The organism is Stenotrophomonas sp. 28608_Sma (assembly GCF_056486185.1).
Genome location: NZ_CM151308.1, coordinates 1,567,635 through 1,590,120, shown reverse-complemented (window position 1 = coordinate 1,590,120; position 22,486 = coordinate 1,567,635). Strand labels below are relative to the sequence as shown.

Sequence of the window (22,486 nt, the reverse complement as noted above, 5' to 3'; positions counted from 1 at the left end):
TAGCCGCCATTGTAAGCGGATGGAACCGGCTGCCGCCGCCCCCTGGCCACGAACCTGTCCATGCCTGTCGAATTGCCTGCCCTGCCCTACCTCTCCGGCTCCCTGCAGCCGCACCTGTCCGCACAGACCGTGGAACTGCATCACGGCCGCCACCATCGCGCCTACGTGGATGCCGTCAACGCCGGCATCCTCGGCACCGAGTGGGAGGAAGCGTCACTGGAAGAGATCGTCCGCCACGCCCAGGGCACGCTGTTCGATGCCGCCGCACAGGCCTGGAACCATGGCTTCTACTGGCAGTGCCTGCGCCCGCGCGGCGGCGGTGAGCCGCAGGGGCGGCTGGGCGAGCTGGTCAAGCGCCAGTTCGGCGACGTGCAGCGCCTGCGCGAGGAATTCAACCGCACCGCACTGGGCCTGTTCGGCTCGGGCTGGGTGTGGCTGGTGCAGCATCCGGGCGGGCAGCTGGGCCTGCAGGCCACCCGCAACGCCGGCACGCCATTGACCGGCGAAAGCACCCCGCTCCTGTGCTGCGACGTCTGGGAGCACGCTTACTACACCGACTACCAGAATGATCGCGCGCGCTATCTGGACGCGTTCTGGCAGATGGTCAACTGGGAATTCGCCGAAAGCCAGCTGCGCTGAGGCAGCGGCTCCGCCACGGGGTAGTGCCGGCCGCTGGCCGGCATCCCCATACGCGCACGAACATACCCGATCTGCCGGCCAGCGGCCGACACTACCGGGAAACAGTACGGAGCTTCACGCGCTCTCGTGCGCGGCCACCGCATCCATCACCCGCGCCGAGTACACCAGCGCCGCACCGGCGTTGAGCGACACCGCCACGCCCAGCGCCTCGGCGATTTCCTCGCGGCTGGCACCATGCTTGAGCGCTGCATCCACGTGCACGGTGATGCAGCCGTCGCAGCGGGTGGTCACTGCCACGGCCAGCGCGATCAGCTCGCGGGTCTTGGCATCCAGGTGGTTGGTCTGCGCGCCGGCATTGGCCAGGGTGGCATAGCCCTTGACCGTATCCGGCGAGAGCTTGCCGATCTCGCCGATGCGGCCCTTCAGTTCCTTGCGGTAGGCATTCCAGTCGAGCATGGTCGTGACTCCTGTGAAAGGAGCTCCACGCTACCACCGGGAATGTTGCGCCGATGCCTGCACCGGCGCGCCACATCGTTGCATTGCCGGCCAGCGGCCGGCGCTACCGGGTTCAGCGGTTGCGCAGCGCGTGTACCGCCGGCGCCACCTGGGCCTGGCGACCCAGCTCCAGACCCACCTGGTCCAGTGCATCGGCCAGTGCATCAGCAGCATCATCGCGCAGCGTGGCATGACCGACCTTGCGGCCCTCACGCGGCTCCTTGCCGTAGTCGTGCCAGTGGCCGCTGGCCTGGGCCAGCACCGGCGCCGGGTCCGGCATCGCGCCCAGCCAGTTCAGCATGCAGGCATGGCCGAGCATGCGGGTGCTGCCCAGCGGCAGGCCCAGCACAGCGCGCAGGTGATTCTCGAACTGCGAGGTCTCGCTGCCTTCGATGGTCCAGTGGCCGGAGTTGTGCACGCGCGGCGCCATCTCGTTGGCCAACAGCTCGCCATCGCGGCAGAACAGCTCCAGCGCGAACACGCCGACATACTGCAGGTGCTCGGCGACGCGACGGGCATAGCCGATCGCGGCCTCGTGCTCGGCGGCCGACAACACGGCCGGCGCCACGCTGGCCGACAGCACGCCGTCGACGTGCCAGTTGCCGGTGACCGGCCAGGCCTCGAAGCTGCCATCGCGGCCACGCACGGCAACCACGCTGACCTCCCGCTGGAAGGCCACGAAGCCTTCCAGGATCAGACCAGTACGCTCGACCTGCGCACCCAGCGCATCCCATGCAGCATCGATGTCGGCCTCGCTGCGCAGGCGGAACTGACCCTTGCCGTCGTAACCGAGGCGGCGGGTCTTGAGGATGCACGGCAGACCGAACTCGGCAGCCTTCGCGGCCAACTCGTCACGGCTGCGGATGTCAGCGAAGGCCGGCAGCGGAATGCCCAGCTGCTGGAACAGGGTCTTCTCGCTCAACCGGTCCTGGGCCACGGCCAGTGCGGCCGGCGGCGGGTAGACCGGCACGCGGTCGGCCAGGAACTGCGCGCTGTCGGCCGGCACGTTCTCGAAATCGAACGTGACCACGTCGACCTTGGCCGCGAAATCCGCCAGCGCCTGGCGGTCATCGAAGGCACCGACGGTGAGCGGCGCCAGCGGGCCGCTGCAGGCGTCGGCTGCGGGGTCGTACAGTTCGAAGCGCAATCCCAGCGGCGCACCGGCCAGTACCATCATGCGGGCGAGCTGGCCGCCACCCAGGATGCCTACGGTCAGGCTCATTGGCGCGGATCGTCGTGGGCCATCACGTCTTCGGTCTGGCGTGCGCGGAACGCGTCGAGCGCCTGGCCGATCGCCGGCTGGTCACTGGCCAGCATTGCGGCGGCGAACAGCGCGGCGTTGGAGGCGCCGGCATTGCCGATGGCGAAGGTGGCGACCGGGATGCCGGCTGGCATCTGCACGATCGACAGCAGCGAATCCATGCCGTTGAGGGCCTTGGACTGCACCGGCACGCCCAGCACCGGAACGGCGGTCTTGGCGGCGATCATGCCCGGCAGGTGCGCGGCCCCGCCGGCACCGGCGATGATCGCGCGCAGGCCACGCGGGCCCGCCTGCTCGGCGTAACTGAACAACACATCCGGCGTCCGATGCGCGGACACTACCTTCACTTCGAACGGAACACCCAGGGCTTCAAGCTTCTGGGCGGCGTGCTGCATGGTTTCCCAGTCGGAACGGGAACCCATGACGATGCCGACAAGCGGCGCGATCGGGTTGGGGGTCATTGGCCGTCACCTGCCTTAAAGACGTATTCTAGCCATCTTCCACGCAAGACGAAGAACCATGGATCGCAAGCTGCTCGACCTGCTGGTGTCACCGGACACCCGCCAGCCCCTGTCCCTGCTGGATGGCAAGGGCCTGGAAGCCCTCAACAAGGCCATTTCCGCCGGCGCGGTGAACAAGGCCGATGGCAACCCGCTGGCGCAGCCGCTGCGCGAAGCGCTGGTCACCCGCGACCGCAAGCAGGTGTTCCGCGTTGACGACGGCATCCCGGTGCTGCTGGCCGAGGAAGCCATCCCGACCGCCCAGATCGCCGACTTCCCGGCCGCATGAGCGCGCTGCCGACGCCGGATGCGGCCGTTGTCGCCGCCGATGTCGCGCGTGCGCTGGCCGAGGACCTGGGCAGCGGCGACGTCACCGCCGCCCTGCTGCCCGACCAGGCCGACAGCGCCTACCTGCTGTGCAAGCAGGACGGGGTGATCGCCGGCCGCCCCTGGTTCGACGCCACCCACCGCGCACTCGATCCGGACGTGCGCATCGAATGGCATGTCTCCGAGGGCGACACGGTCACCGCCGGCACCGTACTGGCGCTGCTGCACGGGCGCAGCCGCAGCCTGGTGAGCGCCGAGCGCACTTCGCTGAACTTCCTGCAGACGCTGTCCGGCACCGCCACGACCACCGCGCGCTACGTGGCGGCCGTGGCCGGCACCGGCACGCGCATCCTCGACACCCGCAAGACCCTGCCCGGCCTGCGCCTGGCACAGAAGTACGCGGTGCGCTGCGGCGGTGGAGAGAACCATCGTTTCGGCCTGTACGACACGGTGATGCTGAAGGAAAACCACATCCGCGCTGCCGGTTCACTGGCCGCAGCCGTGGCTGCCGCACGCCGGCAATGGCCTGGGTTGCCGCTGGTGGTCGAGGTCGAGGATCTTGCGCAGCTGCGCCAGGCGCTGGAGGCTGGTTGCGAACGCATCCTGCTGGATGACTTCAGCCCCGACCTGCGCCGCGAGGCGGTGCGCATCACGGCGGGCCGCATTCCGCTGGAAGTGTCCGGCAGCGTGGGCCTGGGTGGCCTGCGTTCGATCGCCGAGGACGGCGTGGACTGCATCTCCATTGGCGGCCTGACAAAGCACGTGCAGGCGATTGATCTGTCGCTGAAGCTGGGCCCGCCGCCGGGCTGAGGCCTGACCCGGTTCTCACACCCGGCGTTCACGACAGCGCTGCGACGCTGCGGTCATCCCCCACAGGAGCCGCGCATGCGCCGGATGCTCTTGCCTGCCTGCCTGCTGCTGGCCGCAGCCCCCTTGTCCGCCGCGGCCGCCGAAGCCTGCGATGTGCCGCCCCGCTTCGGCCTGAGCCCGTTGGCGGTGGCCATCCGCAATACCGCCTGCAACGAGCACCGGCTGTGGTTCCGGCCCTTCATTGATCGCGATGGCCGCGCCGCCAGCCTCAGTGTCACCGAGGCCGAAAGCGATCACCTGGCCGACAACGGCCTGATCGCCTGGCAGCGCGTGGCCGGCTACTGGCGCAACAGCGGCACGCTCAACGCAATGGGCAGCATCGCCGGCGCCAGCAGCTGCCTGGCACCGCTGGGCACGCGCTACACCGACAGCGACTGCCGCGCCTTCCTGGTCGACAACCCTTGGTCGGCCGCGTTCATTTCCTGGGTGATGGTGCAGTCCGGCGTTCCCGGCTTCAACACCTCGCCACGCCACATCGACTACATCCGTGCCGCGTACCAGGCCGGCCCCTCGGGCGTGCCGTACCGGTTGGTCGATCCCGCGACCGCAAAGCCCGCACCGGGCGACCTGCTGTGCTTCCTGCGCGACCGCAGCACTACGCTCAGCTACAGCGGGCTGGTGCAGGCACTGGGCAATGGCTCGGTGGGCCACTGGAAATCACATTGCGAAGTGGTGGTAGCGGCCAATCTTGGCGGCGACCAGACCCTGTACCTGGTCGGCGGCAACGTGATGAACACCGTGGCGATGCGGTTGCTGCCTCTGGACCGCACCGGACTGATCAAGCTGCCGCCCGCGCGCGAACGCAACAGCACCGGCATCGACCCCAGCTGCACGCCGGGCCGCGAGGACGAATGCAGCTTCAACCGGCAGGACTGGGCGGCGCTGCTGCAGTTGACCGCCACATCACCGCTGGTGATGCCCTCGCCCACTGCGACGCCGATGCAGCCCGCCCCGACACCGCAACCGGTCATCGTGCCCGCGCAACCGGTATCCAGCGAACCGCAGCCGCGGCGGTGAATCCAGCGCTTGATCCAGCGCACGTTCGCCGCCATCTTTGCGGAATCGACCTCTGACGGCTGACGCCATGCCCACCCTGCTGCTGTTGCTGATTGCCGGCGGAATCATCTACTTCTTCTGGAACGCTGCGCGTTCGGCCGCCGAGCGCGCGGTCGAGCTGGGACGCAATGCCTGCCGCGCAGCCGACGTGCAATGGCTGGACCAGGCGGTGCATGCCACCGGCCTGCGCCTGTCGCGCGGCGAGGATGGCCGGCTCGGTTTCGAGCGCACGTTCAAGTTCGAGTATTCCTACGATGGCATCGATCGCCACGTGGGCCGCATGGTGCTGCGCGGCGACCAGTTGATCTCGTTCACTGGCCCGGGCGCGGCGCGGATCAGCCAGATCCGGCCGGATGCGGAGGATGCCGAGGATGTCTAAGGGCTTTGAGTGCCGACCAACGGTCGGCACCCACCGGTAAATCCTGTAAAGGAAAACGCCGCCCATCGGGGCGGCGTCAGAGGGATTACTTGACCACGCGCAGGTTCGGGCGACCCTTGGGCGGCGGACTCGCCGGCGGGGTATCGTCCGGCGGCGTGCCTTCCTCATGCAGCAGTTCGTCGCTGGTCGGCGCAGTTTCGCTGCCCGGAATGTCATCCGGCAGTGCCATGCCCTGCCCGGTCTCGCGGGCGTAGACGGCCAGCACGGCGCTGATCGGCACCTGCACCGGGTAGCTGGTGCCGGAGAAGCGCGCCGAGAAGCTCACCATCTCGTTGTCGATCATCAACCGTACGACAGCACGTTCGGCGATGTTGAGCACAACCCGGCCATCCTTGACCGCCGAAGGCGGGACCTGCACGCCGGGAACGCCGGCGTCGACCAGGATGTGCGGGGTCAGCTGGTTGTCGTTGATCCATTCCACCAGCGCCCGCAGCAGGTACGGGCGGTGGCTGGTCATGTGGAAGAAGTCTTCGGTCATGCGTGAAGTGTACGCGCCCGGCGCCCCGCCGGGGCGGATCGCCTGCACGCCGGTCGGCGTGCAGACGGGTAATGCGGGGCCGGATCAGACCGGCAGATCGCGCAGTTTCTTTTCCTGATCGGTCAGGCTGCGGACGAAACCGGGATGGCGGAAGATGCGGTTGCCGTAGTCCTCGATCGCCTTGCCGTCCTTCGGCAGCGGCACATCCAGCGACTGCAGGCGCCAGATGATCGGCGCCATCGCGCAGTCGGCCAGGCTCATTTCCGGGTTGAGGAAGAACTTGCTGGCCTTGAACAGTGGCAACGAGGCCGTCAGCAGTTCTTTCAGGCGCTTGCGACCGGCCTCGGCCTGGGTCTTGTTGCCCAGCTGGATGGCCTGCACCTGCGGCACCCAGTCGTGCTCGATGCGCAGCATGGCCAACCGGATGCGGGCACGCGACAGCGGATCAACCGGCATCAGTGGCGGATGCGGATAGCGCTCGTCCAAGTATTCGCTGACCACCGACGCCGCGTACAGCACCAGCTCGCGCTCGACCAGGGTCGGCACCGAGTGGTACGGATTGAGATCGATCAGGTCTTCAGGCGGGTTCTGCGGATCGACCGGAACGAAGTCGAACGTGACCCCTTTCGCCGCCAGCACCAGGCGTACACGGTGGCACAGTACATCGTCGTTCGAGGAAAACAGCGTCAGTGTATTGCGCATGCGTACGCTCGCCGCCATCAAAGGCTCTCCCACGACAGGAGACCGCCTGCCGCATCGGCGCCGCCGGCACCGTGCCGGCGATCGACTCCTCCCCGAGTGTGCAACCGACCATCACAAAAGCCAATAGGCCCGTGCAATGGCCGGCGGCAGATTCAGTGAACGTCCTTCCAGTATTCCTTCTTCAGCAGGTACAGCAGGAAGGTCAACAGGGCCAGGAACAGGATCACCCACACGCCCAACTGCTGGCGCTTGAGCGCGGCCGGTTCACCGGCGTATTCGAGGAAGTTGGTGATGTCCCGCACGGCCTGGTCGTACTGGCCGGCATCCACCGAACCGGGCGTTTCGATGCGCAGGCCGGTCACCGGCGGGTCCATGCCGGGGGCCTCGGGCTTGCCATGCACGGCATGCTGCAGGCCCTGCATTTCCCACAGCGGGTTGGGCATGGAGGCGTTCGCGAACAACGCGTTGTTCCAGCCCAGCGGCCGGCTGGTATCAAGGTAGAACGACTTGAGATAGGTGTAGACCCAGTCACTGCCACGCACGCGCGAAATCAGGCTGAGGTCCGGCGGCATCTTGCCGAACCACTTCTCGGCGTTCTCCTTGGGCATCGCCACCGGGATCGGGTCGCCGATCGCCGAGCCGGTGAAGTTGAGGTTGTTCATCACCTCTTCTTCGGTCAGCCCCAGGTCCTGCGCCATCCGCGAATAGCGCAGGTACTTCAGCGCATGGCAGCCGGAGCAGTAGTTCATGTACAGCTGTGCGCCGCGCTGCAGCGAGGCGCGGTCACCGAGGTCGTTGCCGGCCTGCAGCAGCTTGGCGCCGCCCTCGGCGGCGGAGGCCAGGAAACTGCCCAGCATCAAGGTGGCCGCCAGGGCCAGTCGGACCATCCAGCGCTCAGTCATGCGTGGTCACCCTCTCCGGTACCGGCTTGGTCCTGTCCAACCTTGTCCATAGCGGCATGGTGATGAAGAACGCGAAGTACAGGAAGGTCAGCACCCGCCCGATGTAGGTCTCGTGCACGTCGGTACCCGGGCCGGAGCCGATCACGCCCAGCCAGACGAAGCACACCGCCAGTACACCCAGCATCACCTTCGAGATCCAGCCGCGGTAACGCACCGACTTCACCCGCGCCTTGTCCAGCCATGGCACCAGGAACAGGATCGCGATGGCCGAGAACATCACCAGCACGCCGCCCAGCTTGTTCGGTACCACGCGCAACATCGCGTAGTACGGCGTGTAGTACCAGACCGGCTTGATGTGCTCCGGGGTCACCAGGCGGTTGGCCTCGGTGAAGTTGTCGTGCTCCAGGAACAGGCCGCCGAAACCGGGCGCGAAGAAGATGATGAAGGCGGCGATGATCAGCAGGAAGCCGGCGCCGACGCCATCCTTGAGCGTGTAGTACGGGTGGAACGGAATGCCGTCGGCCGGCGCGTTCGGCGACCAGCGGTTGCCCTTCGGCCCCTTCTTGATCTCCACGCCGTCCGGGTTGTTAGACCCCACTTCGTGCAGCGCGCCCAGGTGCAGCACCACCAGCAGCAACAGCACCAGCGGCAAAGCGATGACATGCAGCGCGAAGAAGCGGTTGAGCGTGGCGTCACTGGGCAGGTAGTCGCCCATGATCCACTCGGTCAGGCCGTTGCCGATCACCGGTATCGCGCCGAACAGCGAGATGATGACCTTGGCGCCCCAGAACGACATCTGGCCCCATGGCAGCACGTAGCCCATGAAGGCTTCGGCCATCAGCACCAGGTAGATCAGCATGCCGAGGATCCACACCAGCTCGCGCGGCTTCTGGTAACTGCCGTACAGCAGGCCGCGGAACATGTGCAGGTAGACCACGATGAAGAACAGCGAGGCGCCCGTCGAATGCATGTAGCGGATCAGCCAGCCCCACTCCACATCACGCATGATGTATTCGATGGAGCCGAACGCCTCGGCGGCGTTGGTCTTGTAGTGCATCGTCAGGAAGATGCCGGTGACGATCTGGTTGACCAGCACCAGCAGCGCCAGCGAACCGAAGTAGTACCAGATGTTGAAGTTCTTCGGCGCGTAATACTCGGTGACGTGCTTGCGGTAGACCGGCATCAGGCCCGGCGCGCGGGCATTGACCCAGTCGGCGACGCCGCTGGCGGTACGGCTGAGGATATTGGCCATCAGGCAGCCCCCTGCGGATCAACACCGATGATGATGGTGTTGTCGTCCTGGTAGTGGTGCGCGGGCACCTTCAGGTTGATCGGCGCCGGCACGTCCTTGAAGACGCGGCCGGACATGTCGAAACGCGACTTGTGGCACGGGCAGAAGTAACCGCCCTTCCACTGCGGATCGTAGGGCTCGGGCCGGATCTCGGCGACCATTTCCGGCGAGCAGCCCAGGTGCGTGCACAGCCCGACCAGCACGGAGATCTCCGGCTTGATCGAGCGCAGCTCGGGGTTCTGCTTCAGCACGTACTCCGGCTGCTGGTCCTTCTCGCCGGACTCGGGGTCCTTGAGACGGCCGTCCAGCCCGTGCAGCGCATCGAGGATCGCCTTGGACCGTTTGACGATCCAGATCGGCTGGCCACGCCATTCCACGATCAGGCGTTGGCCTTCCTGCAGGGCGCTGATGTCGGCCACCACCGGTGCGCCGGCAAGCTTGGCGCGGGCACTGGGATTCCAGGATTTGATGAAAGGAACTGCGGTGAATCCGACGCCGACGGCGCCCACCACGGCTGTGGTGGCAGAAAGAAAACGCCGACGTCCGGTGTTGACTGGATCGTGTACCCCATCGTTGGCCATCCGGCACTCCGATATTGATTAGGTAGCTTTAAGGCTGCCAGCGGATCCGGTGGGGGCCAGAGCCGCATTGAATCACGGTCGAGTGTAGCTGAACCGTCGCGCGCCACACAACGCATTGCAACAACATTGATTGCGGGGTTGCCGGCCAGCGGCCGGTCGGTACCGGCCATTGCCCAGCGGTTGCCGGCCAGCGGCCGACACTACTGGTGCGTCAATGCGGTGCGGTAACGCTCCGCCAGCTGCCCGACCCGGCGCACGTAGTACTGGGTTTCGCTGTAGGGCGGCACGCCGCCGTGGCGATCGACCGCACCTTCGCCGGCGTTGTAGCCCGCCGCCGCCAGGGTCAGGTCGCCATTGAAGCGTTTCAGCAGCCATGCAAGATACTGCACGCCGCCACGGATGTTCTGCCCGGCGTCGTAGGAGTCACTGACCCCGAAGCGGGCAGCGGTTGGCGGCATCAGCTGCATCAGGCCCTGCGCACCCGCGCGGCTGAGCGCGGTTGGGTTGTAGGCCGACTCGGCATGGATGATCGCGCGCACCACGGCCTCTTCCACGCCGAACTCGCGCGCGGCCGAGCTGATCTCGCCCTGGAAAGCCGTGGTGTTCAGGCGCACGGTGCCGAAGTCAACGCGTGGATTGACCCCGCAGGCGTAGCAGCGCTCCATGAAGCTGTAGCGGATGGTCCGCACCGGGCCGAGGTTGGCGACCTGGGTCGGGCGCGCACTGGTGTAGTGGCGCACGCCGTCCTTCATGAAGGAATAGACCTGGCCGCTGACCATGCGTCCGGCGCGCGAGGCGACCGGCTGTGCCGGAGCAGCTGCGGGCGCGGATGCAGGCGCAGGCGCAGGCGCAACCGTTGCCGGCGCGGCGGCGCTGGCGGCAACAGCAACCGGGTTGCGTTCGATGCTGGCCACCGTGGTCGGCGCCGGCCTGGGCGCGGCCACTACCGGGCGCGGCGCCGGACGGGTGTCACGGCTGTAGCTGATGGTGCTGCAGCGCGCACCGGCCACCCGCTTGCTCACATAACTGGTGACGCCGTCAGGGCCCTGGCACTTGTACAGGGTTCCGGCGCTGGCCGGCGCAGCGGCCAGCGCAGCGATGATGATCGCCGTTGTCCCCAGTATCCCCTTCATGGCGGCGAGTGTCCCAGCTTCGCCGGAACTTGCCAAGCGATGCGGCTCAGGCTGTGACCGGCGGCACAGCCAGCAGCTGGCCCAACCCTGCCAGGCGTTGGGCCAGTTCGTCACGCAGGCCGGGCGGCGTGGTCCACAGCGCCACCGGCAGCCGGTCCAGGCTCAGGATCTGCGCCAGCATCATGCCGCGGCTTTCGGCCCCCATCCGCAGCAGGCAATGGTCCGCGCCATCGGTTTCCAGCACGCCGCACCAGGGCGGGATGCGTCCTTCCAGCTCCGCGTAGCTGCCGGCCAGGCGGAGGATCGCCTGTAGCGCGAACGGGGCCTGGCTGACCGCCTGCCGCACCATCACGTCCGGTGGCGCCGGGGTGCGCCGGTGCATGCCCGGCTCGGCACATTCCCGCACCGTTCCCATCCGGTCCACGCGCAGGGTACGCCAGTCCTGGCGGCCCAGATCCCAGGCCAGCAGGTACCAGCGCCGGCCGTAGTTGACCAGGTGCTGGGCCTCGACCTCGCGCTGGGTGACCGCATCCTGCGCGCTGCGGTACTCGAAAGCCAAGCGCGAAGCCTGCCGGCAATGCTGGGCCAGCCGTCCGAGCAGGCGCGCATCGGTGGCCGGCAGCTCGGACAGGGTGGCGGTAGCGGCGTGCACCTCGCCGGCCTGCTGGCGGCGACGGGTCGGCACCAGCGGGTCGAGCTTGGACAGCAGGCCCCGCGCCGTGTCGTCGATGCCGGCGACGGTCGCCGAGGCGGCGCGCAGGGCGATGGCCAGGGTGGTCGCCTCCTCCTCGTCAAGCAGCATCGGCAGCACCGGTGCGCCGGCGCCGAGCTGGTAGCCACCGCCGACCCCGGCCGAGGCCTGCACGGGGTAACCCAGCTCACGCAGCCGCTCGATGTCACGGCGGATGCTGCGCCGGTCCACGCCCATGCGCTCGGCCAACTCGGCCCCGGACCACTGGCGACGGGCCTGCAGCAGGGCGATCAGGCGCAACAGTCGATGGGCGGTATGGCGCATGAAGGATCGAGGACAGAAGTCGTCCGCAATAGTGCCCCAGGATGAGCTCCAGTTCACCACCCACCGCAAGGAGCAATGCCATGACATCCCGCCAGATCACCCTGTACCACGCCGCCCGTTCACGCTCGAGCGGCGCCGTGGCCCTGCTCGAAGCGCTGGGTGCCGACTACCGCATGCAGGTGCTGGACCTGAAGGCCGGCGCCAATCTGGCTCCGGCCTACCTGGCCATCAACCCGATGGGCAAGGTGCCGGCCATCGTCCACAACGGCGCACTGGTGACCGAACAGGTGGCGATCTACCTGTACCTGGCCGACCTGTACCCGGAAGCCGGGCTGGCCCCGCCGATCGGCGACGCCCTGCGCGGCCCCTACCTGCGCTGGATGGCCTTCTACGGCGCCTGTTTCGAGCCGGCGATGATCGACAAGGCGATGCATCGCGAGCCGCCGCCGCGCCTGATGTCGCCCTACAACGACGCGGAGACGGTGCTGCAGGTGATCGAAGCCCAGCTGGCACAGGGGCCGTACCTGCTCGGCGAGACGATGAGCGCCGCCGACGTGCTGTGGGGCAATGCGCTGGCCTGGACCACCGCCTTCGGCCTGGTGCAGCCGGCGCCGGCCACGGCTGATTACATTGCACGGATGAGTGCGATGACCGCTTTCGACCGTTCGCGGCAGATCGATGCGGAGCTGGCAGCGGCCTGAGGCGTGCCGACGGGCGCGGCCGGGCGCTACCGGGGGGGGCGGACCCGGAATTCCAGTAGATCCACGCCATGCGTGGATGACCCGCCCGCCGTGCCTGCGGGACGGAAAGCAGCCAGGCATGGCCTGGCTCTACTGGGCCGGCGCGCGCGCTGGGATGCGGGTAGAATTGCCCGCTTTCCCGCCACCCGAATGGATTAAGCGCCATGACCGGGACGCCAGACGTCTTTCCGCCCGCCACGCCGGGCGGTACCCCGCTCGTTGCCCTGCCCGCCGGTCCGTGCAAGCCCGACCAGGTGAAAGGCAAGCTGTACATCAAGACCCACGGTTGCCAGATGAACGAGTACGACTCGGCCAAGATGGCCGACGTGCTTGCCGCCAGCGATGGGCTGGAACTGACCGACAGCCCGGACGACGCCGACGTCATCCTGGTCAATACCTGCTCCATCCGCGAGAAGGCGCAGGAGAAGGTGTTCAGCCAGCTGGGCGTGTGGAAGGGCCTGAAGAACAAGGGCCGCGAGGTCATCATCGGCGTCGGCGGCTGCGTCGCTTCGCAGGAAGGCGAGGCAATCATCAAGCGCGCGCCGTTCGTCGACCTGGTGTTCGGCCCGCAGACCCTGCACCGCCTGCCGGAACTGATCCGTGCACGGCGCGAGCAGAAGCGCCCGCAGGTGGACATCAGCTTCCCCGAGATCGAGAAGTTCGACCGCCTGCCGGAACCGCGCGCCGAAGGCGCTTCGGCCTTCGTCTCGATCATGGAAGGCTGTTCCAAGTACTGCTCGTTCTGCGTGGTGCCCTACACCCGCGGTACCGAAGTCAGCCGCCCGTTCGAGGACGTGGTGGTGGAGGTGGCGCAGCTGGCTGCACAGGGCGTGCGTGAGATCAACCTGCTCGGCCAGAACGTCAACGCCTATCGTGGCCCGTATGGCGACGGCGAGTTCGCCGACCTCGGCCTGCTGATCCGCACCATCGCCGAGATCGACGGCGTCGGCCGCATCCGCTTCACCACCTCGCACCCGCTGGAGTTCAGCGATTCGCTGATCGATGCGTTCCGCGACGTCCCGCAGCTGGCCAACTTCCTGCACCTGCCGGTGCAGGCCGGCAGCGACCGCGTGCTGTCGGCGATGAAGCGTGGCTACACCGCACTGGAGTTCAAGTCGAAGATCCGCAAGCTGCGCGCGGTGCGCCCGGACATCTCGATCAGCTCGGACTTCATCGTTGGCTTCCCCGGCGAGACCGATGCCGATTTCGAGAAGACCATGAAGCTGATCGAGGACATCGGCTTCGACCACAGCTTCTCCTTCATCTATTCGCGTCGCCCGGGTACGCCGGCTGCGGACCTGGAGGACACGATCAGCGATGCCGAGAAGCACGCGCGCCTGTCGCGCCTGCAGGAGCGCATCAATGCACACGCCGCCGGCATCTCCGAGAAGATGGTCGGTACCGTGCAGACGGTGCTGGTGGAAGGTCCTTCGCGGAAGAACCCGAACGAACTGACCGGCAAGACCGAAAACATGCGTTCGGTGAACTTCCCGGCGCCGGCACGATTGATCGGCCAGTTCGTGGACGTAGTGATCACCGAAGCGCTGACCAATTCGCTGCGCGCGCGGGTGGTGGCGGAATAAGGTTAGGGTGTGCCGACCAACGGTCGGCACCCACCGGAGTTGATGCCGGCCAGCGGCCGGCACTACCGAATGGCATGCCCTAATCCAACCGCTTGCGGAAACGCAGGATGGCCAGCGTCATCATCACCACGATGAAGGCCAGCAGCGCCAGCGCATCCGGCCACAGCTCCCACAGCGAGGCGCCACGCAGCATGATGCCGCGCACCAGTCGCAGGAAGTGGGTCAGCGGCAACACCTCGGCCAGCCACTGCACCGGCCGCGGCATGCCGGCGAACGGGAACATGAAGCCCGACAGCAGGATCGACGGCAGGAACAGGAACAACGTCATCTGCATCGCCTGGAACTGCGAGCGCGCGCGCGTTGAGATCAGCAGGCCCAGCGCCAGGTTGGCCAGCACCAGAAGCACCGCGGCCAGATAGATATCGAGCAGGCTGCCGCGGATCGGCACCTGGAACAGCCAGGTGCCCAGCACCAGTACCAGCGTGGTCTGCAGCAGACCGATGGCTGCATAGGGCAGCACCTTGCCCACCATCAGTTCGCTGCGCGACACCGGCGTAGCGATCAGCAGTTCCATGTTGCCGCGCTCGCGTTCGCGCACCACCGCCACCGCCGTGAACATCACCAGGGTCATGGTCAGGATCACCCCGATCAGGCCCGGCACGATGTTCACCGCCGAGCGCCGCTGCGGGTTGTAGAAGCTGGTCACGCTGACCTGGCCACTGGCGATGCTGCCTTCGCGCAGCGGCCGCGTGTTGCTGGTCGGGCGCGTATCCAGCGGCACCTGTGCCAGCTGGATCGCTGCGCTCTGTACCACGGTGTCGCTGCCGTCGACCAGCACCTGTACCGCCTCGCGTCCATCGAAGCGACGACGCTCGAAGTCGGCCGGCACCACGATGCCGACACTGATTTCGCCACGGCGCAGCGCCTGCATCAGTTGATCGGGCGTGTACGCCTCGCTGCGCGGCGTGATCACGCCGGTGGCGACCATGTCCTGCACCAGCGCGCGTGACGCCGCGCTGTTGGCCTGGTCGGCGACACCGGCGTTGAGATGGCGCAGGTTGAGATTGATCGCGTAGCCGAACAGCAGCAGCTGCATCACCGGAATGCCGACGATCATCGCCAGCGTGATGCGGTCGCGGCGCAGCTGCCGCAGCTCCTTGAGCATGATCGCCCACAGGCGGCGCAGGTTCATGCCGCCGGCTCCCGGCCACGGCCGCGGGTGGCCGCCACGAACACGTCTTCCAGGTTCGGTGCCACCGCCTCGATGCGGGCCTGCGGATCGGCGCTGGCCAGCGCGCGCCGCAATGCGGCGGCGTCCGCGACATCCTCGCTGCACAATACCCGCAGCTGGGTGCCGATCTGCGCCACGCTCAGCACGCCGGGCAGCTCAGACAGTGCGCGGCTGGCCTGGCGCGGCTGCGTCGAGGTGACCTGCAGCGTGCGGCCGTCCAGCCGTGCACACAGTTCGGCCGGCGTGCCATCGGCCACCAGTGCGCCACGATCAAGGATTGCCAGGCGATGGCAGCGCTCGGCCTCGTCCATGTAGTGGGTCGACACCAGCACCGTGGTACCGGCATCGGCCAGCTCGAACAGGGCTTCCCAGAAATCGCGGCGCGATTCCGGATCGACCGCACTGGTCGGCTCGTCCAGGAACAGCAGTTCAGGCGAATGCACCACGGCACCGGCCAGGGCCAGGCGCTGCTTCTGGCCACCACTGAGAGTGCCAGCCAGTTGTGGCTGGCGGTCCTGCAGCCGGTATTGCTGCAGCAGTTCGTCGACACGCTGCCGGGCCTGTGCGCGCGGCAGGTCCTGGATGGCGGCGAGGAACTCCAGGTTCTCGCGCACCGACAGATCTTCGTACAACGAGAAGCGCTGGGTCATGTAGCCGATGCGTCGGCGCAGCGCTTCGGCCTGCTCGGGAACCGCCAACCCCAGCACCTCGATCTGCCCTGCGCTGGGTTCCAGCAGGCCGCACAGCATGCGGATGGTGGTCGACTTGCCAGACCCGTTCGGGCCCAGAAAACCGTATACCTGTCCGCGCGGTACGGTCAGGTCGACGTTGTCCACGGCCAGCAGCTCGCCGAAGCGGCGGGTCAGGCCCTGCGCATGCACCGCGATGTCCGCACCGGTGTTCAGAAGCGCACCTGTACCGGAAGACCCGCTGGCAGTTTCTGCATGTCGCTGTTCCCGTCCACTTCAATCTCGGCCAGATAGCTCAACCGTTCGACGTCATCGCCGGTCAGTGCGTAGTACGGCGTGAACGATGGTTCGCTACGGATCGCACGTACATGCCCCTTCAGCACGGTGTTGCCGCCTTCCAGCTGTATCTGCGCGGCCTGGCCGACCTTCACCTGCAGACGCAGCGGTTGCGGCAGGTAGACGCGCGCATAGGGGCGCTCGCCGACCAGCATCACTGCCAGCGGCGCACCGATCGGTGCCTGGTCACCCTGCCGGTAGGGCAATGCATCGACTACCCCGTCGCGCGGTGCACGCAACTGCAGCTTCTGCAGGTTCACGCTCTGTACCACCTGCTGTGCCCGTGCGGCATCGGCGGCCGCCTGGCCCTGGGCGATATCCTGCACACGGCTGCCGTGCACCCGCTCCAGCCAGGCCTGCTCGGCAGCACGCACGCTGGCTTCGGCATTGCCGGCGGCGGCGCGTGCTCGATCCAGTTCAGCGGCGGCAATCAAGCGCTGCTGTGCCAAGGGCTGGACCCGTCGGTAATAGGCACTTGCTTCGGCAGCCTGTGCGCGCAACGCGGCCAGTTGTGCCTGAGCCTGAGCGATCTGCTCCTGGCGTGGGCCGATCTGCAGTTCTTCCAGCTGCGCCTGCGCACGCGCCGTATCAGCCTGCGCTGCGGCGAACTGCGCGTCTCCCCGCGCCGGGTCCAGCTGCATCAGCACGGTCCCGGCCTTGACCTGCTGGCCCTCGCGCACCTCCACCGTGGCGATCACTTCGGCCGCCGGTGCCGGCACCGTGATCCGGTCCCATTCCAGCGTGCCCAGCGCAGTCGGCGTTGACTGCCCACACCCCACCAGCAGGCCCATGCCCGCCAGTCCGATTCCACGCATCCCGTTGCCGATGCCCATGCCATCCCCTCCTGCGACGGCGACACGGTGCCATGTGCCCCGTGCACCCTCAATGATTCCAATCAGCCCTGACGGTTTTTTCACCACGCGTGGGCAAGCCTTTTGCTGCAAGGCTCCGCACCACCTATCCACAGGTTGATTCGGCATCATTCCACAACTGTTGTGGAAATCCGGCAGGACCCGGTTTCGTTGCTCGCCCGGCAACGAAACCTGCACTGCCATCACGATGAAGGCCCCCCGCGCAGGCCACCCGTGGCAGTGCTGCCGTAGCGACCGGCGACCATGACGCTTTTTTCACCAGGACCTCATGGGCCTTGTGGCACAAGCAGTGCGAAGGTCTATCCACAGGTTTCCGCGTGCCCCGTCCACACCGGGTGTGGAAAACGCTGTATCGACCGTCTGCTGGCCGTGTGCCCCGCACGCGCGCTACCCTTGTCCTCCCTGAATACACTGCGGTGGAAGGCGTCCGCCCCACCCCAAGCAATGAAAAGCATCGATCATCGAGACTTCACCCTGTCGCCGGAAGACAACGAGCGACTGGCCAACCTGTGCGGCCCCTTCGACGGGCACCTGCGCCAGATCGAGCTGAAGCTCGGCGTGGAGATCGCAAATCGTGGCTTCGTGTTCCGCATCAGCGGCCCCAACGAAGCCATCGTCGAGGCGCAGAAGCTGGTTGAAGCGCTGTACGCCGAAGCCGGCGAAACGACCTTCGACAACCACGCCATCCACCTGCGCCTGGCGCAGGCCAATGTCGAGCAGATCGCCGAGCGTTCCTACGAAGCGCAGGAGGTTGCGATCAAGGTCAAGCGCGGCACGGTGCGCGGCCGCGGCGCCAACCAGGGACGTTACCTGCACCAGATCGCCACCCACGACATCAACTTCGGCATCGGCCCGGCCGGCACCGGCAAGACTTTCCTGGCCGTGGCCAGCGCGGTCGAGGCCCTGAATGAATCGCGGGTGCAGCGCCTGATCCTGGTGCGCCCGGCGGTGGAGGCCGGCGAGAAGCTGGGCTTCCTGCCCGGCGACCTGAGCCAGAAGGTCGATCCCTACCTGCGACCGCTGTACGACGCCCTGTACGAGATGATGGGCGTGGAAAAGGTGGTCAAGCTGCTGGAGAAGAACGTCATCGAGATCGCGCCGCTGGCCTACATGCGCGGCCGCACGCTCAACGATGCGTTCGTGATCCTGGACGAAGCACAGAACACCACCATCGAGCAGATGAAGATGTTCCTGACCCGCCTGGGCTACGGTTCCACTGCGGTGGTCACCGGTGACCTGACCCAGACCGACCTGCCCAAGCACGTGAAGTCCGGCCTGCGCGACGCCATCGACGTGCTGCGTGAGGTCGAGGGCGTCAGCTTCACCTTCTTCGAATCCCGTGACGTGGTCCGCCACCCGCTGGTCGCGCGCATCGTGAGCGCGTACGACCGCCGCGACCTGCATCAGATCCAACCTGGAGCAACTCCATGACCCGTGGTCCCGTGCGATTGGACGTCGCCGTCAGCTATGCCCTGCCACGCGCCGGCCTGCCGGCGGCAGTGAGCTTCCGCAAGTGGGTGGCCGCCGCGTTGAAGGGCCGCATCCGCGAGGCCGATCTGGCCATCCGCGTGGTCGATGCCAAGGAAGGACAGTCGCTGAACCGCCATTACCGCGGCAAGGACTACGCCACCAACGTGCTCAGCTTCCCGGCCGAAGTGCCCGAAGGCCTGCCCAAGGGCGTCAAATTCCCGCTGCTGGGTGACCTGGTGATCTGTGCTCCGGTCGTGGCACGGGAGGCCGACGAACAGAGCAAGGCGCTCAATGCCCATTACGCGCATCTGACCGTGCACGGCGTGCTGCACCTGCTCGGCTGGGACCACGAGGACGAGAAGGAAGCCGAGGCGATGGAGCAGCTGGAGCGGGAAATCCTGGCCGAGCTGGGCATCGACGATCCATACGCGGGCGAGCGCTGAGCGGGCCACCGCCCGTCGCCAGGAACACGAGAGGAACAAGGATGACCTCGGGAAACGGCTCAATGATGTTTGTGATCGGCGCCACCTTGTTCGCCATGCTGCTGGTGCTGGGCGCGTATGCCGTGCGCCGCATCAGCGCCCACGAACCCAGCGGCAGGCACTGGCTGCTGCGCAGCCTGGCCCTGCTCTCGCCCGTGTGCCTGCTGGCCGGGCTGGCGATCGGCATGATCGGCCCGCACCTCAGCGGACGGTTGGAACCGGCCCATCTCCCCGGTCTGCTTGAAACGTCGATGGTGCTGACGCTGGTGGGTGCACTGACCCTTCCGCTCCTGTGGCGGATGATCGTGCACCGCCGCCTGGGCCGCCCCGTGAACTCACTCCCGTTCTTCCACGCCAGCCGCACCTCGCTGCTGGTGCTGTTCGTGCTGGCTGTGATCTACATGAAAGTGGGCAGGAGCGCCGCAGCGGAACTGATGCCTTGGCTGACCAGCCCGGGCCTGTGGCCGGCGGTGGCGCGCATCGCGGGGCAATCGATGCAGGTCGCCATGCTTGCGGTCGTGCTGACCCTCTCACTGATGGTCGTGCGGCGGGCGATGACCGGTTTCCTGCGCCTTCTCACCGGGCTGTTCCGGCGCTCGCCGGGGCTATGATGGCGGCCCTTCGCCTGCGGAAACCGACCGTGTCACTGCGCTGCTGCCTGCCCCTGCTCTGTGCCCTCGCCGCTCCCGCCGCCTTCGCCACCCGCCTGGACCTGCCGGCCCTGATCGAATGCCGCCAGGGCGTGGCCGAGCAGGCCGCGCTGGCGCCGCTGCTGGCCGATCCGCTGAAGGCCGTGGCCCAGGGCCTGCAACCGCTGCCGCAGGGCAACCAGTTCATGAGCGAGTTCCGGCTGGCCAGCCCGATCACCGTCTTCGGCCAACAGACCGAGCGGGTGGCGGTGGCCGGCGCCAGCATCATGGCGGTGCTCGACCAGGCCGACCCACGCCCGCTGGCCAAACGGCTGGAATTGGAGACCGGCTACGACCAGGACGGCAAGTTCATGGCCGGCCGCGAACTGGTCAGCCGCGACGTGACCGACCCGAAGACCGGCGAGGCCCAGATCGAGTCGATCATCCTCAGCGTCTCCACCGTGGCCTCCCACCCCGGCAAGACCCTGGCAGGCTGCACCTACAGCCTGGACCTGCCCGAGGAGGAGCCGGCCCCGGCCGCCCCAACCCCGGCCACCGGCAGTCACTGACAGGCCGTCACATCCTGCTAGACTTGGGTCAACGCCCGGCCTGCCGGGTGCCTTTTTTCCAGAGATGTCAGAAGACGACAGTAGTAGCTCCCCTGCGGAGCACAGTGAAAAGAAGCGCGGCTGGCTTGAACGCCTGACCTCCGCCTTCTCCGGCGAACCCCATACCCGCGACGAGCTGGTCGCTGTCCTGCACACCGCGCAGGAAGAAGGTCTGATCGCCGCCGATACCCTGAAGATGATGGAAGGCGCCATTTCGGTGGCCGAGCTGACCGTGGGCGACGTGATGATTTCGCGCTCGCAGATGGTCTCGCTGCCGGTTGAAGCGCCCTTCCTGGAACTGATGAAGCAGGTGGTCGAATCCGGCCATTCGCGCTTCCCGGTACACGGCGAGAACAAGGACGACATCCTTGGCATCCTGTTGGCAAAGGACCTGCTGCGCGGCGTGGTTGCCGACAACGGCCCGGCCAACGTGCGCGAGCTGCTGCGCCCGGCGGTGCTGATCCCGGAAGCGAAGAAGCTCAACGTGCTGCTGAAGGAATTCCGCCTGTCGCGCAACCACATGGCCATCGTGGTGGACGAGTACGGCGGTGTCGCCGGCCTGGTCACCATCGAGGACGTGCTGGAACAGATCGTCGGCGAGATCGACGATGAGCATGACGAGGCTGAAGATCCCTCGGCGCAGATCGCCATCCAGTCCGACGGCCAGTACGTGGTCGACGCGCTGACCCCGATCGGCGACTTCAACGAGCGCTTCGGCGCGACGTTCTCCGACGAGGACTACGACACCATCGGCGGCCTGGTCACCGAGGCCGTGGGCCATCTGCCGGAAGTCGGTGACGAGCTGGCGCTGGATCGCTTCATGTTCCGCGTGGCCCGCGCCGATGCGCGCCGGGTACAGGCCTTCCACGTGACCGTGCTGCCGCCGGACGCGCAGGACGACGCTTGAAGCGCCGCGGCCTGATCCTCATGGTGTGGCTGGCACTGTGCGTGCTGGCCATGGCCCTGCCGCTGGCCGCCTTCGCGCAGCCGGTGGCAGCCACACCTGCCGTACCCGCGGCCAACGCTGAAGCCCCTGCCCCGCGCATCGGCGTGGTGACCATGCAGCCGGGCACCGTGTTCTTCGAACGCTTCGGCCACGACGCCATCGTCGTGGTCGATCCGGTCAGCGGCGAGGCAACCTCGTACAACTTCGGCTACTTCGATCCGTCCGAGGACGATTTCATCAGCCGCTTCGCACGCGGCGACATGATGTATTACCTGGTGGCGCTGCCGTTGCAGCAGGACCTGTCGTACTACGACGAGACCGGCCGTGGCGCCAGCGTGCAGTGGCTGGACCTGCGCCCGGACCAGGCGCGTGCGCTGGCCGCCGACCTGGCCGAGCGGGCCAAGCCGGAAAACGCGCGCTACCACTACGATTACTACACCGCCAACTGCGCCACGATGGTGCGCGACACGGTGGACAAGGCACTGGGCGGCGGCCTGCAGTCGCAGCTGTCGGGGCGCTCGCGCGGCAACACCTACCGCAGTGAATCGGTGCGCCTGGCGTCGCCGGCACCGTGGATGTGGCTGGGCTTCGATGTCGGCCTTGGGCCGTTCGCCGACCAGCCGCTGTCGCGCTGGCAGGAAGCCTTCGTGCCGATGCGCCTGGCCGATGCGCTGCGCCAGGCACGCAACAGCGATGGCCGTCCGCTGGTGCAGTCCGAACAGGAACTGCTGCCGCATCGTATCGATCCGGAGCCGAAGGAATTCGCGCGCCGCTGGTGGCCGTGGCTGCTGCTCGGGCTGATCGTGGCCGGCGGCGTGCTGGCGCTGCGCAACCGCCCGCGCCTGCTGGCCGGGCTGGCCCTGCCGTTCTGGCTGCTGTGCGCCCTGTTTGGTGGCGTGCTGGTGTTCCTGTGGGGCTTCAGCATCCACTACGCCGCGTGGGCCAATCGCAACCTGCTGTTGCTTTCGCCGCTGGCCGTGCTGCTGTTGCCGGGTGCAATCGCCCTGCTGCGTCGTCGCGTGCCGGGCCGCATGTTCAGGGTCGTGCTGTGGCTGCTGGCGGTACAGGCGGTGGCCGCGCTGGTACTGCACTGGCTGAGCCTGCAGGCACAGTACAACGTGCAGTGGATCGTGCTGCTGCTGCCCGTCCACGTCGCGCTGGCATGGGTGCTGGGGCGTACTCCTCACTTGTCCAAAACACAGCCCTGACGC

26 protein-coding genes are annotated in these 22,486 nt (G+C 67.3%); 13 read left to right on the top strand and 13 right to left on the bottom strand.

The annotated features are described in order from the left end of the window. The first annotated feature begins 60 nt into the window (after positions 1 to 60). Positions 61 to 639 carry a superoxide dismutase gene (locus tag ACZLHH_RS07245; RefSeq protein ID WP_032128886.1) on the top strand — a complete coding sequence of 193 codons (579 nt, stop codon included), beginning with the start codon at positions 61 to 63 and terminating at the stop codon, positions 637 to 639. A 114-nt stretch (positions 640 to 753) separates the two neighbouring features. Here ACZLHH_RS07245 and ACZLHH_RS07240 read toward each other — a convergent pair whose 3' ends face one another. The 3 genes from ACZLHH_RS07240 to purE form a co-directional block, all read right to left on the bottom strand. Then, positions 754 to 1,095, bottom strand: coding sequence for a carboxymuconolactone decarboxylase family protein (locus ACZLHH_RS07240; RefSeq protein WP_004152082.1), 342 nt, complete (start codon positions 1,093 to 1,095; stop codon positions 754 to 756). Between the two features lie 112 nt (positions 1,096 to 1,207). Next, positions 1,208 to 2,356 (bottom strand): 5-(carboxyamino)imidazole ribonucleotide synthase, encoded by a 1,149-nt coding sequence (locus ACZLHH_RS07235; RefSeq protein WP_032128885.1) that lies wholly within the window; start codon positions 2,354 to 2,356, stop codon positions 1,208 to 1,210. Beyond that, positions 2,353 to 2,856, bottom strand: coding sequence for a 5-(carboxyamino)imidazole ribonucleotide mutase (purE, locus tag ACZLHH_RS07230; RefSeq protein ID WP_005412808.1), 504 nt, complete (start codon positions 2,854 to 2,856; stop codon positions 2,353 to 2,355). Before purE ends, ACZLHH_RS07235 begins: the two co-directional genes overlap by 4 nt. 58 nt (positions 2,857 to 2,914) lie before the next feature. Here purE and ACZLHH_RS07225 point away from each other — a divergent pair, with 58 nt between their 5' ends. From ACZLHH_RS07225 to ACZLHH_RS07210, 4 genes are all read left to right on the top strand, one after another. Further along, positions 2,915 to 3,184 carry a Trm112 family protein gene (locus tag ACZLHH_RS07225; RefSeq protein WP_005408847.1) on the top strand — a complete coding sequence of 90 codons (270 nt, stop codon included), beginning with the start codon at positions 2,915 to 2,917 and terminating at the stop codon, positions 3,182 to 3,184. Further along, positions 3,181 to 4,032, top strand: a complete 852-nt coding sequence (gene nadC, locus ACZLHH_RS07220; RefSeq protein WP_049463565.1) for a carboxylating nicotinate-nucleotide diphosphorylase — start codon at positions 3,181 to 3,183, stop codon at positions 4,030 to 4,032. Before ACZLHH_RS07225 ends, nadC begins: the two co-directional genes overlap by 4 nt. 75 nt (positions 4,033 to 4,107) lie before the next feature. Beyond that, positions 4,108 to 5,109 carry a DUF2272 domain-containing protein gene (locus ACZLHH_RS07215; RefSeq protein WP_180844480.1) on the top strand — a complete coding sequence of 334 codons (1,002 nt, stop codon included), beginning with the start codon at positions 4,108 to 4,110 and terminating at the stop codon, positions 5,107 to 5,109. Positions 5,110 to 5,176: 67 nt separating this feature from the next. Continuing rightward, positions 5,177 to 5,527, top strand: a complete 351-nt coding sequence (locus tag ACZLHH_RS07210; RefSeq protein WP_049423257.1) for a DUF3301 domain-containing protein — start codon at positions 5,177 to 5,179, stop codon at positions 5,525 to 5,527. A gap of 85 nt (positions 5,528 to 5,612) precedes the next feature. Here ACZLHH_RS07210 and ACZLHH_RS07205 read toward each other — a convergent pair whose 3' ends face one another. The 7 genes from ACZLHH_RS07205 to ACZLHH_RS07175 all read right to left on the bottom strand — a co-directional run bounded on the left by ACZLHH_RS07205 (position 5,613) and on the right by ACZLHH_RS07175 (position 11,689). After that, positions 5,613 to 6,065, bottom strand: a complete 453-nt coding sequence (locus ACZLHH_RS07205) for a ClpXP protease specificity-enhancing factor (RefSeq protein WP_019659028.1) — start codon at positions 6,063 to 6,065, stop codon at positions 5,613 to 5,615. An 84-nt stretch (positions 6,066 to 6,149) separates the two neighbouring features. Next, positions 6,150 to 6,785 carry a glutathione S-transferase N-terminal domain-containing protein gene (locus ACZLHH_RS07200; protein WP_005408842.1) on the bottom strand — a complete coding sequence of 212 codons (636 nt, stop codon included), beginning with the start codon at positions 6,783 to 6,785 and terminating at the stop codon, positions 6,150 to 6,152. Positions 6,786 to 6,919: 134 nt separating this feature from the next. After that, a complete protein-coding gene (locus tag ACZLHH_RS07195) occupies positions 6,920 to 7,669 on the bottom strand; it encodes a cytochrome c1 (protein WP_049423258.1) in 750 nt (249 codons plus the stop codon). Further along, positions 7,662 to 8,921, bottom strand: a complete 1,260-nt coding sequence (locus ACZLHH_RS07190; RefSeq protein WP_049423260.1) for a cytochrome b — start codon at positions 8,919 to 8,921, stop codon at positions 7,662 to 7,664. Before ACZLHH_RS07190 ends, ACZLHH_RS07195 begins: the two co-directional genes overlap by 8 nt. Continuing rightward, complete coding sequence (gene petA / locus ACZLHH_RS07185) at positions 8,921 to 9,541, bottom strand: ubiquinol-cytochrome c reductase iron-sulfur subunit (RefSeq protein ID WP_049423262.1); 621 nt, start codon at positions 9,539 to 9,541, stop codon at positions 8,921 to 8,923. The genes ACZLHH_RS07190 and petA overlap by 1 nt, the downstream gene beginning before the upstream one ends. A gap of 200 nt (positions 9,542 to 9,741) precedes the next feature. Further along, positions 9,742 to 10,674 (bottom strand): lytic transglycosylase domain-containing protein, encoded by a 933-nt coding sequence (locus ACZLHH_RS07180; protein ID WP_197573000.1) that lies wholly within the window; start codon positions 10,672 to 10,674, stop codon positions 9,742 to 9,744. Positions 10,675 to 10,720: 46 nt separating this feature from the next. Beyond that, positions 10,721 to 11,689: a helix-turn-helix transcriptional regulator gene (locus ACZLHH_RS07175; protein WP_071228398.1), complete on the bottom strand. Its 969-nt coding sequence runs from the start codon at positions 11,687 to 11,689 to the stop codon at positions 10,721 to 10,723. Positions 11,690 to 11,769: 80 nt separating this feature from the next. Between ACZLHH_RS07175 and ACZLHH_RS07170 the strand changes: the two genes are divergently transcribed. Both ACZLHH_RS07170 and miaB read left to right on the top strand, forming a co-directional pair. Continuing rightward, positions 11,770 to 12,390 (top strand): glutathione S-transferase family protein, encoded by a 621-nt coding sequence (locus tag ACZLHH_RS07170; RefSeq protein ID WP_012510589.1) that lies wholly within the window; start codon positions 11,770 to 11,772, stop codon positions 12,388 to 12,390. Between the two features lie 203 nt (positions 12,391 to 12,593). Next, on the top strand, positions 12,594 to 14,012 hold the full coding sequence (miaB, locus tag ACZLHH_RS07165) for a tRNA (N6-isopentenyl adenosine(37)-C2)-methylthiotransferase MiaB (RefSeq protein ID WP_180844483.1): 1,419 nt from the start codon (positions 12,594 to 12,596) through the stop codon (positions 14,010 to 14,012). 79 nt (positions 14,013 to 14,091) lie between these two features. On the opposite strand, the gene ACZLHH_RS07160 is transcribed toward miaB, so the two are convergent. From ACZLHH_RS07160 to ACZLHH_RS07150, 3 genes are read right to left on the bottom strand one after another with little or no spacing between them, the layout of a single operon-like run. Then, positions 14,092 to 15,204, bottom strand: a complete 1,113-nt coding sequence (locus ACZLHH_RS07160) for an ABC transporter permease (RefSeq protein WP_180844484.1) — start codon at positions 15,202 to 15,204, stop codon at positions 14,092 to 14,094. Beyond that, entirely contained in the window at positions 15,201 to 16,124 is a 924-nt protein-coding gene (locus tag ACZLHH_RS07155; protein WP_049399907.1) for an ABC transporter ATP-binding protein, read from the bottom strand. Before ACZLHH_RS07155 ends, ACZLHH_RS07160 begins: the two co-directional genes overlap by 4 nt. Positions 16,125 to 16,144: 20 nt before the next feature. Next, positions 16,145 to 17,101 (bottom strand): HlyD family secretion protein, encoded by a 957-nt coding sequence (locus ACZLHH_RS07150; protein WP_180844485.1) that lies wholly within the window; start codon positions 17,099 to 17,101, stop codon positions 16,145 to 16,147. 483 nt (positions 17,102 to 17,584) lie between these two features. Here ACZLHH_RS07150 and ACZLHH_RS07145 point away from each other — a divergent pair, with 483 nt between their 5' ends. From ACZLHH_RS07145 to ACZLHH_RS07120, 6 genes are all read left to right on the top strand, one after another. Further along, a complete protein-coding gene (locus ACZLHH_RS07145; RefSeq protein WP_019337148.1) occupies positions 17,585 to 18,571 on the top strand; it encodes a PhoH family protein in 987 nt (328 codons plus the stop codon). After that, the gene (ybeY, locus tag ACZLHH_RS07140; protein WP_180844486.1) at positions 18,568 to 19,053 is read left to right on the top strand and encodes an rRNA maturation RNase YbeY; all 486 of its coding nucleotides are present in this window, start codon (positions 18,568 to 18,570) and stop codon (positions 19,051 to 19,053) included. Before ACZLHH_RS07145 ends, ybeY begins: the two co-directional genes overlap by 4 nt. A gap of 62 nt (positions 19,054 to 19,115) precedes the next feature. Continuing rightward, entirely contained in the window at positions 19,116 to 19,703 is a 588-nt protein-coding gene (locus ACZLHH_RS07135) for a hypothetical protein (protein WP_258014067.1), read from the top strand. Then, positions 19,703 to 20,290 (top strand): hypothetical protein, encoded by a 588-nt coding sequence (locus tag ACZLHH_RS07130; RefSeq protein ID WP_180844488.1) that lies wholly within the window; start codon positions 19,703 to 19,705, stop codon positions 20,288 to 20,290. The genes ACZLHH_RS07135 and ACZLHH_RS07130 overlap by 1 nt, the downstream gene beginning before the upstream one ends. A gap of 64 nt (positions 20,291 to 20,354) precedes the next feature. After that, positions 20,355 to 21,236 carry an HlyC/CorC family transporter gene (locus ACZLHH_RS07125; protein WP_005408827.1) on the top strand — a complete coding sequence of 294 codons (882 nt, stop codon included), beginning with the start codon at positions 20,355 to 20,357 and terminating at the stop codon, positions 21,234 to 21,236. After that, positions 21,233 to 22,483: a lipoprotein N-acyltransferase Lnb domain-containing protein gene (locus ACZLHH_RS07120; RefSeq protein WP_180844489.1), complete on the top strand. Its 1,251-nt coding sequence runs from the start codon at positions 21,233 to 21,235 to the stop codon at positions 22,481 to 22,483. The genes ACZLHH_RS07125 and ACZLHH_RS07120 overlap by 4 nt, the downstream gene beginning before the upstream one ends. The last annotated feature ends 3 nt before the right edge of the window (positions 22,484 to 22,486 follow it).

Coding starts and splice junctions, on each gene's coding strand:
- ACZLHH_RS07245 (WP_032128886.1), top strand. CDS start 61: ATGCCTGTCGAATTGCCTGCCCTGCCCTACCTCTCCGGCTCCCTGCAG.
- ACZLHH_RS07240 (WP_004152082.1), bottom strand. CDS start 1,095: ATGCTCGACTGGAATGCCTACCGCAAGGAACTGAAGGGCCGCATCGGC.
- ACZLHH_RS07235 (WP_032128885.1), bottom strand. CDS start 2,356: ATGAGCCTGACCGTAGGCATCCTGGGTGGCGGCCAGCTCGCCCGCATG.
- purE (WP_005412808.1), bottom strand. CDS start 2,856: ATGACCCCCAACCCGATCGCGCCGCTTGTCGGCATCGTCATGGGTTCC.
- ACZLHH_RS07225 (WP_005408847.1), top strand. CDS start 2,915: ATGGATCGCAAGCTGCTCGACCTGCTGGTGTCACCGGACACCCGCCAG.
- nadC (WP_049463565.1), top strand. CDS start 3,181: ATGAGCGCGCTGCCGACGCCGGATGCGGCCGTTGTCGCCGCCGATGTC.
- ACZLHH_RS07215 (WP_180844480.1), top strand. CDS start 4,108: ATGCGCCGGATGCTCTTGCCTGCCTGCCTGCTGCTGGCCGCAGCCCCC.
- ACZLHH_RS07210 (WP_049423257.1), top strand. CDS start 5,177: ATGCCCACCCTGCTGCTGTTGCTGATTGCCGGCGGAATCATCTACTTC.
- ACZLHH_RS07205 (WP_019659028.1), bottom strand. CDS start 6,065: ATGACCGAAGACTTCTTCCACATGACCAGCCACCGCCCGTACCTGCTG.
- ACZLHH_RS07200 (WP_005408842.1), bottom strand. CDS start 6,785: ATGGCGGCGAGCGTACGCATGCGCAATACACTGACGCTGTTTTCCTCG.
- ACZLHH_RS07195 (WP_049423258.1), bottom strand. CDS start 7,669: ATGACTGAGCGCTGGATGGTCCGACTGGCCCTGGCGGCCACCTTGATG.
- ACZLHH_RS07190 (WP_049423260.1), bottom strand. CDS start 8,921: ATGGCCAATATCCTCAGCCGTACCGCCAGCGGCGTCGCCGACTGGGTC.
- petA (WP_049423262.1), bottom strand. CDS start 9,541: ATGGCCAACGATGGGGTACACGATCCAGTCAACACCGGACGTCGGCGT.
- ACZLHH_RS07180 (WP_197573000.1), bottom strand. CDS start 10,674: ATGAAGGGGATACTGGGGACAACGGCGATCATCATCGCTGCGCTGGCC.
- ACZLHH_RS07175 (WP_071228398.1), bottom strand. CDS start 11,689: ATGCGCCATACCGCCCATCGACTGTTGCGCCTGATCGCCCTGCTGCAG.
- ACZLHH_RS07170 (WP_012510589.1), top strand. CDS start 11,770: ATGACATCCCGCCAGATCACCCTGTACCACGCCGCCCGTTCACGCTCG.
- miaB (WP_180844483.1), top strand. CDS start 12,594: ATGACCGGGACGCCAGACGTCTTTCCGCCCGCCACGCCGGGCGGTACC.
- ACZLHH_RS07160 (WP_180844484.1), bottom strand. CDS start 15,204: ATGAACCTGCGCCGCCTGTGGGCGATCATGCTCAAGGAGCTGCGGCAG.
- ACZLHH_RS07150 (WP_180844485.1), bottom strand. CDS start 17,101: ATGGGCATCGGCAACGGGATGCGTGGAATCGGACTGGCGGGCATGGGC.
- ACZLHH_RS07145 (WP_019337148.1), top strand. CDS start 17,585: ATGAAAAGCATCGATCATCGAGACTTCACCCTGTCGCCGGAAGACAAC.
- ybeY (WP_180844486.1), top strand. CDS start 18,568: ATGACCCGTGGTCCCGTGCGATTGGACGTCGCCGTCAGCTATGCCCTG.
- ACZLHH_RS07135 (WP_258014067.1), top strand. CDS start 19,116: ATGATGTTTGTGATCGGCGCCACCTTGTTCGCCATGCTGCTGGTGCTG.
- ACZLHH_RS07130 (WP_180844488.1), top strand. CDS start 19,703: ATGGCGGCCCTTCGCCTGCGGAAACCGACCGTGTCACTGCGCTGCTGC.
- ACZLHH_RS07125 (WP_005408827.1), top strand. CDS start 20,355: ATGTCAGAAGACGACAGTAGTAGCTCCCCTGCGGAGCACAGTGAAAAG.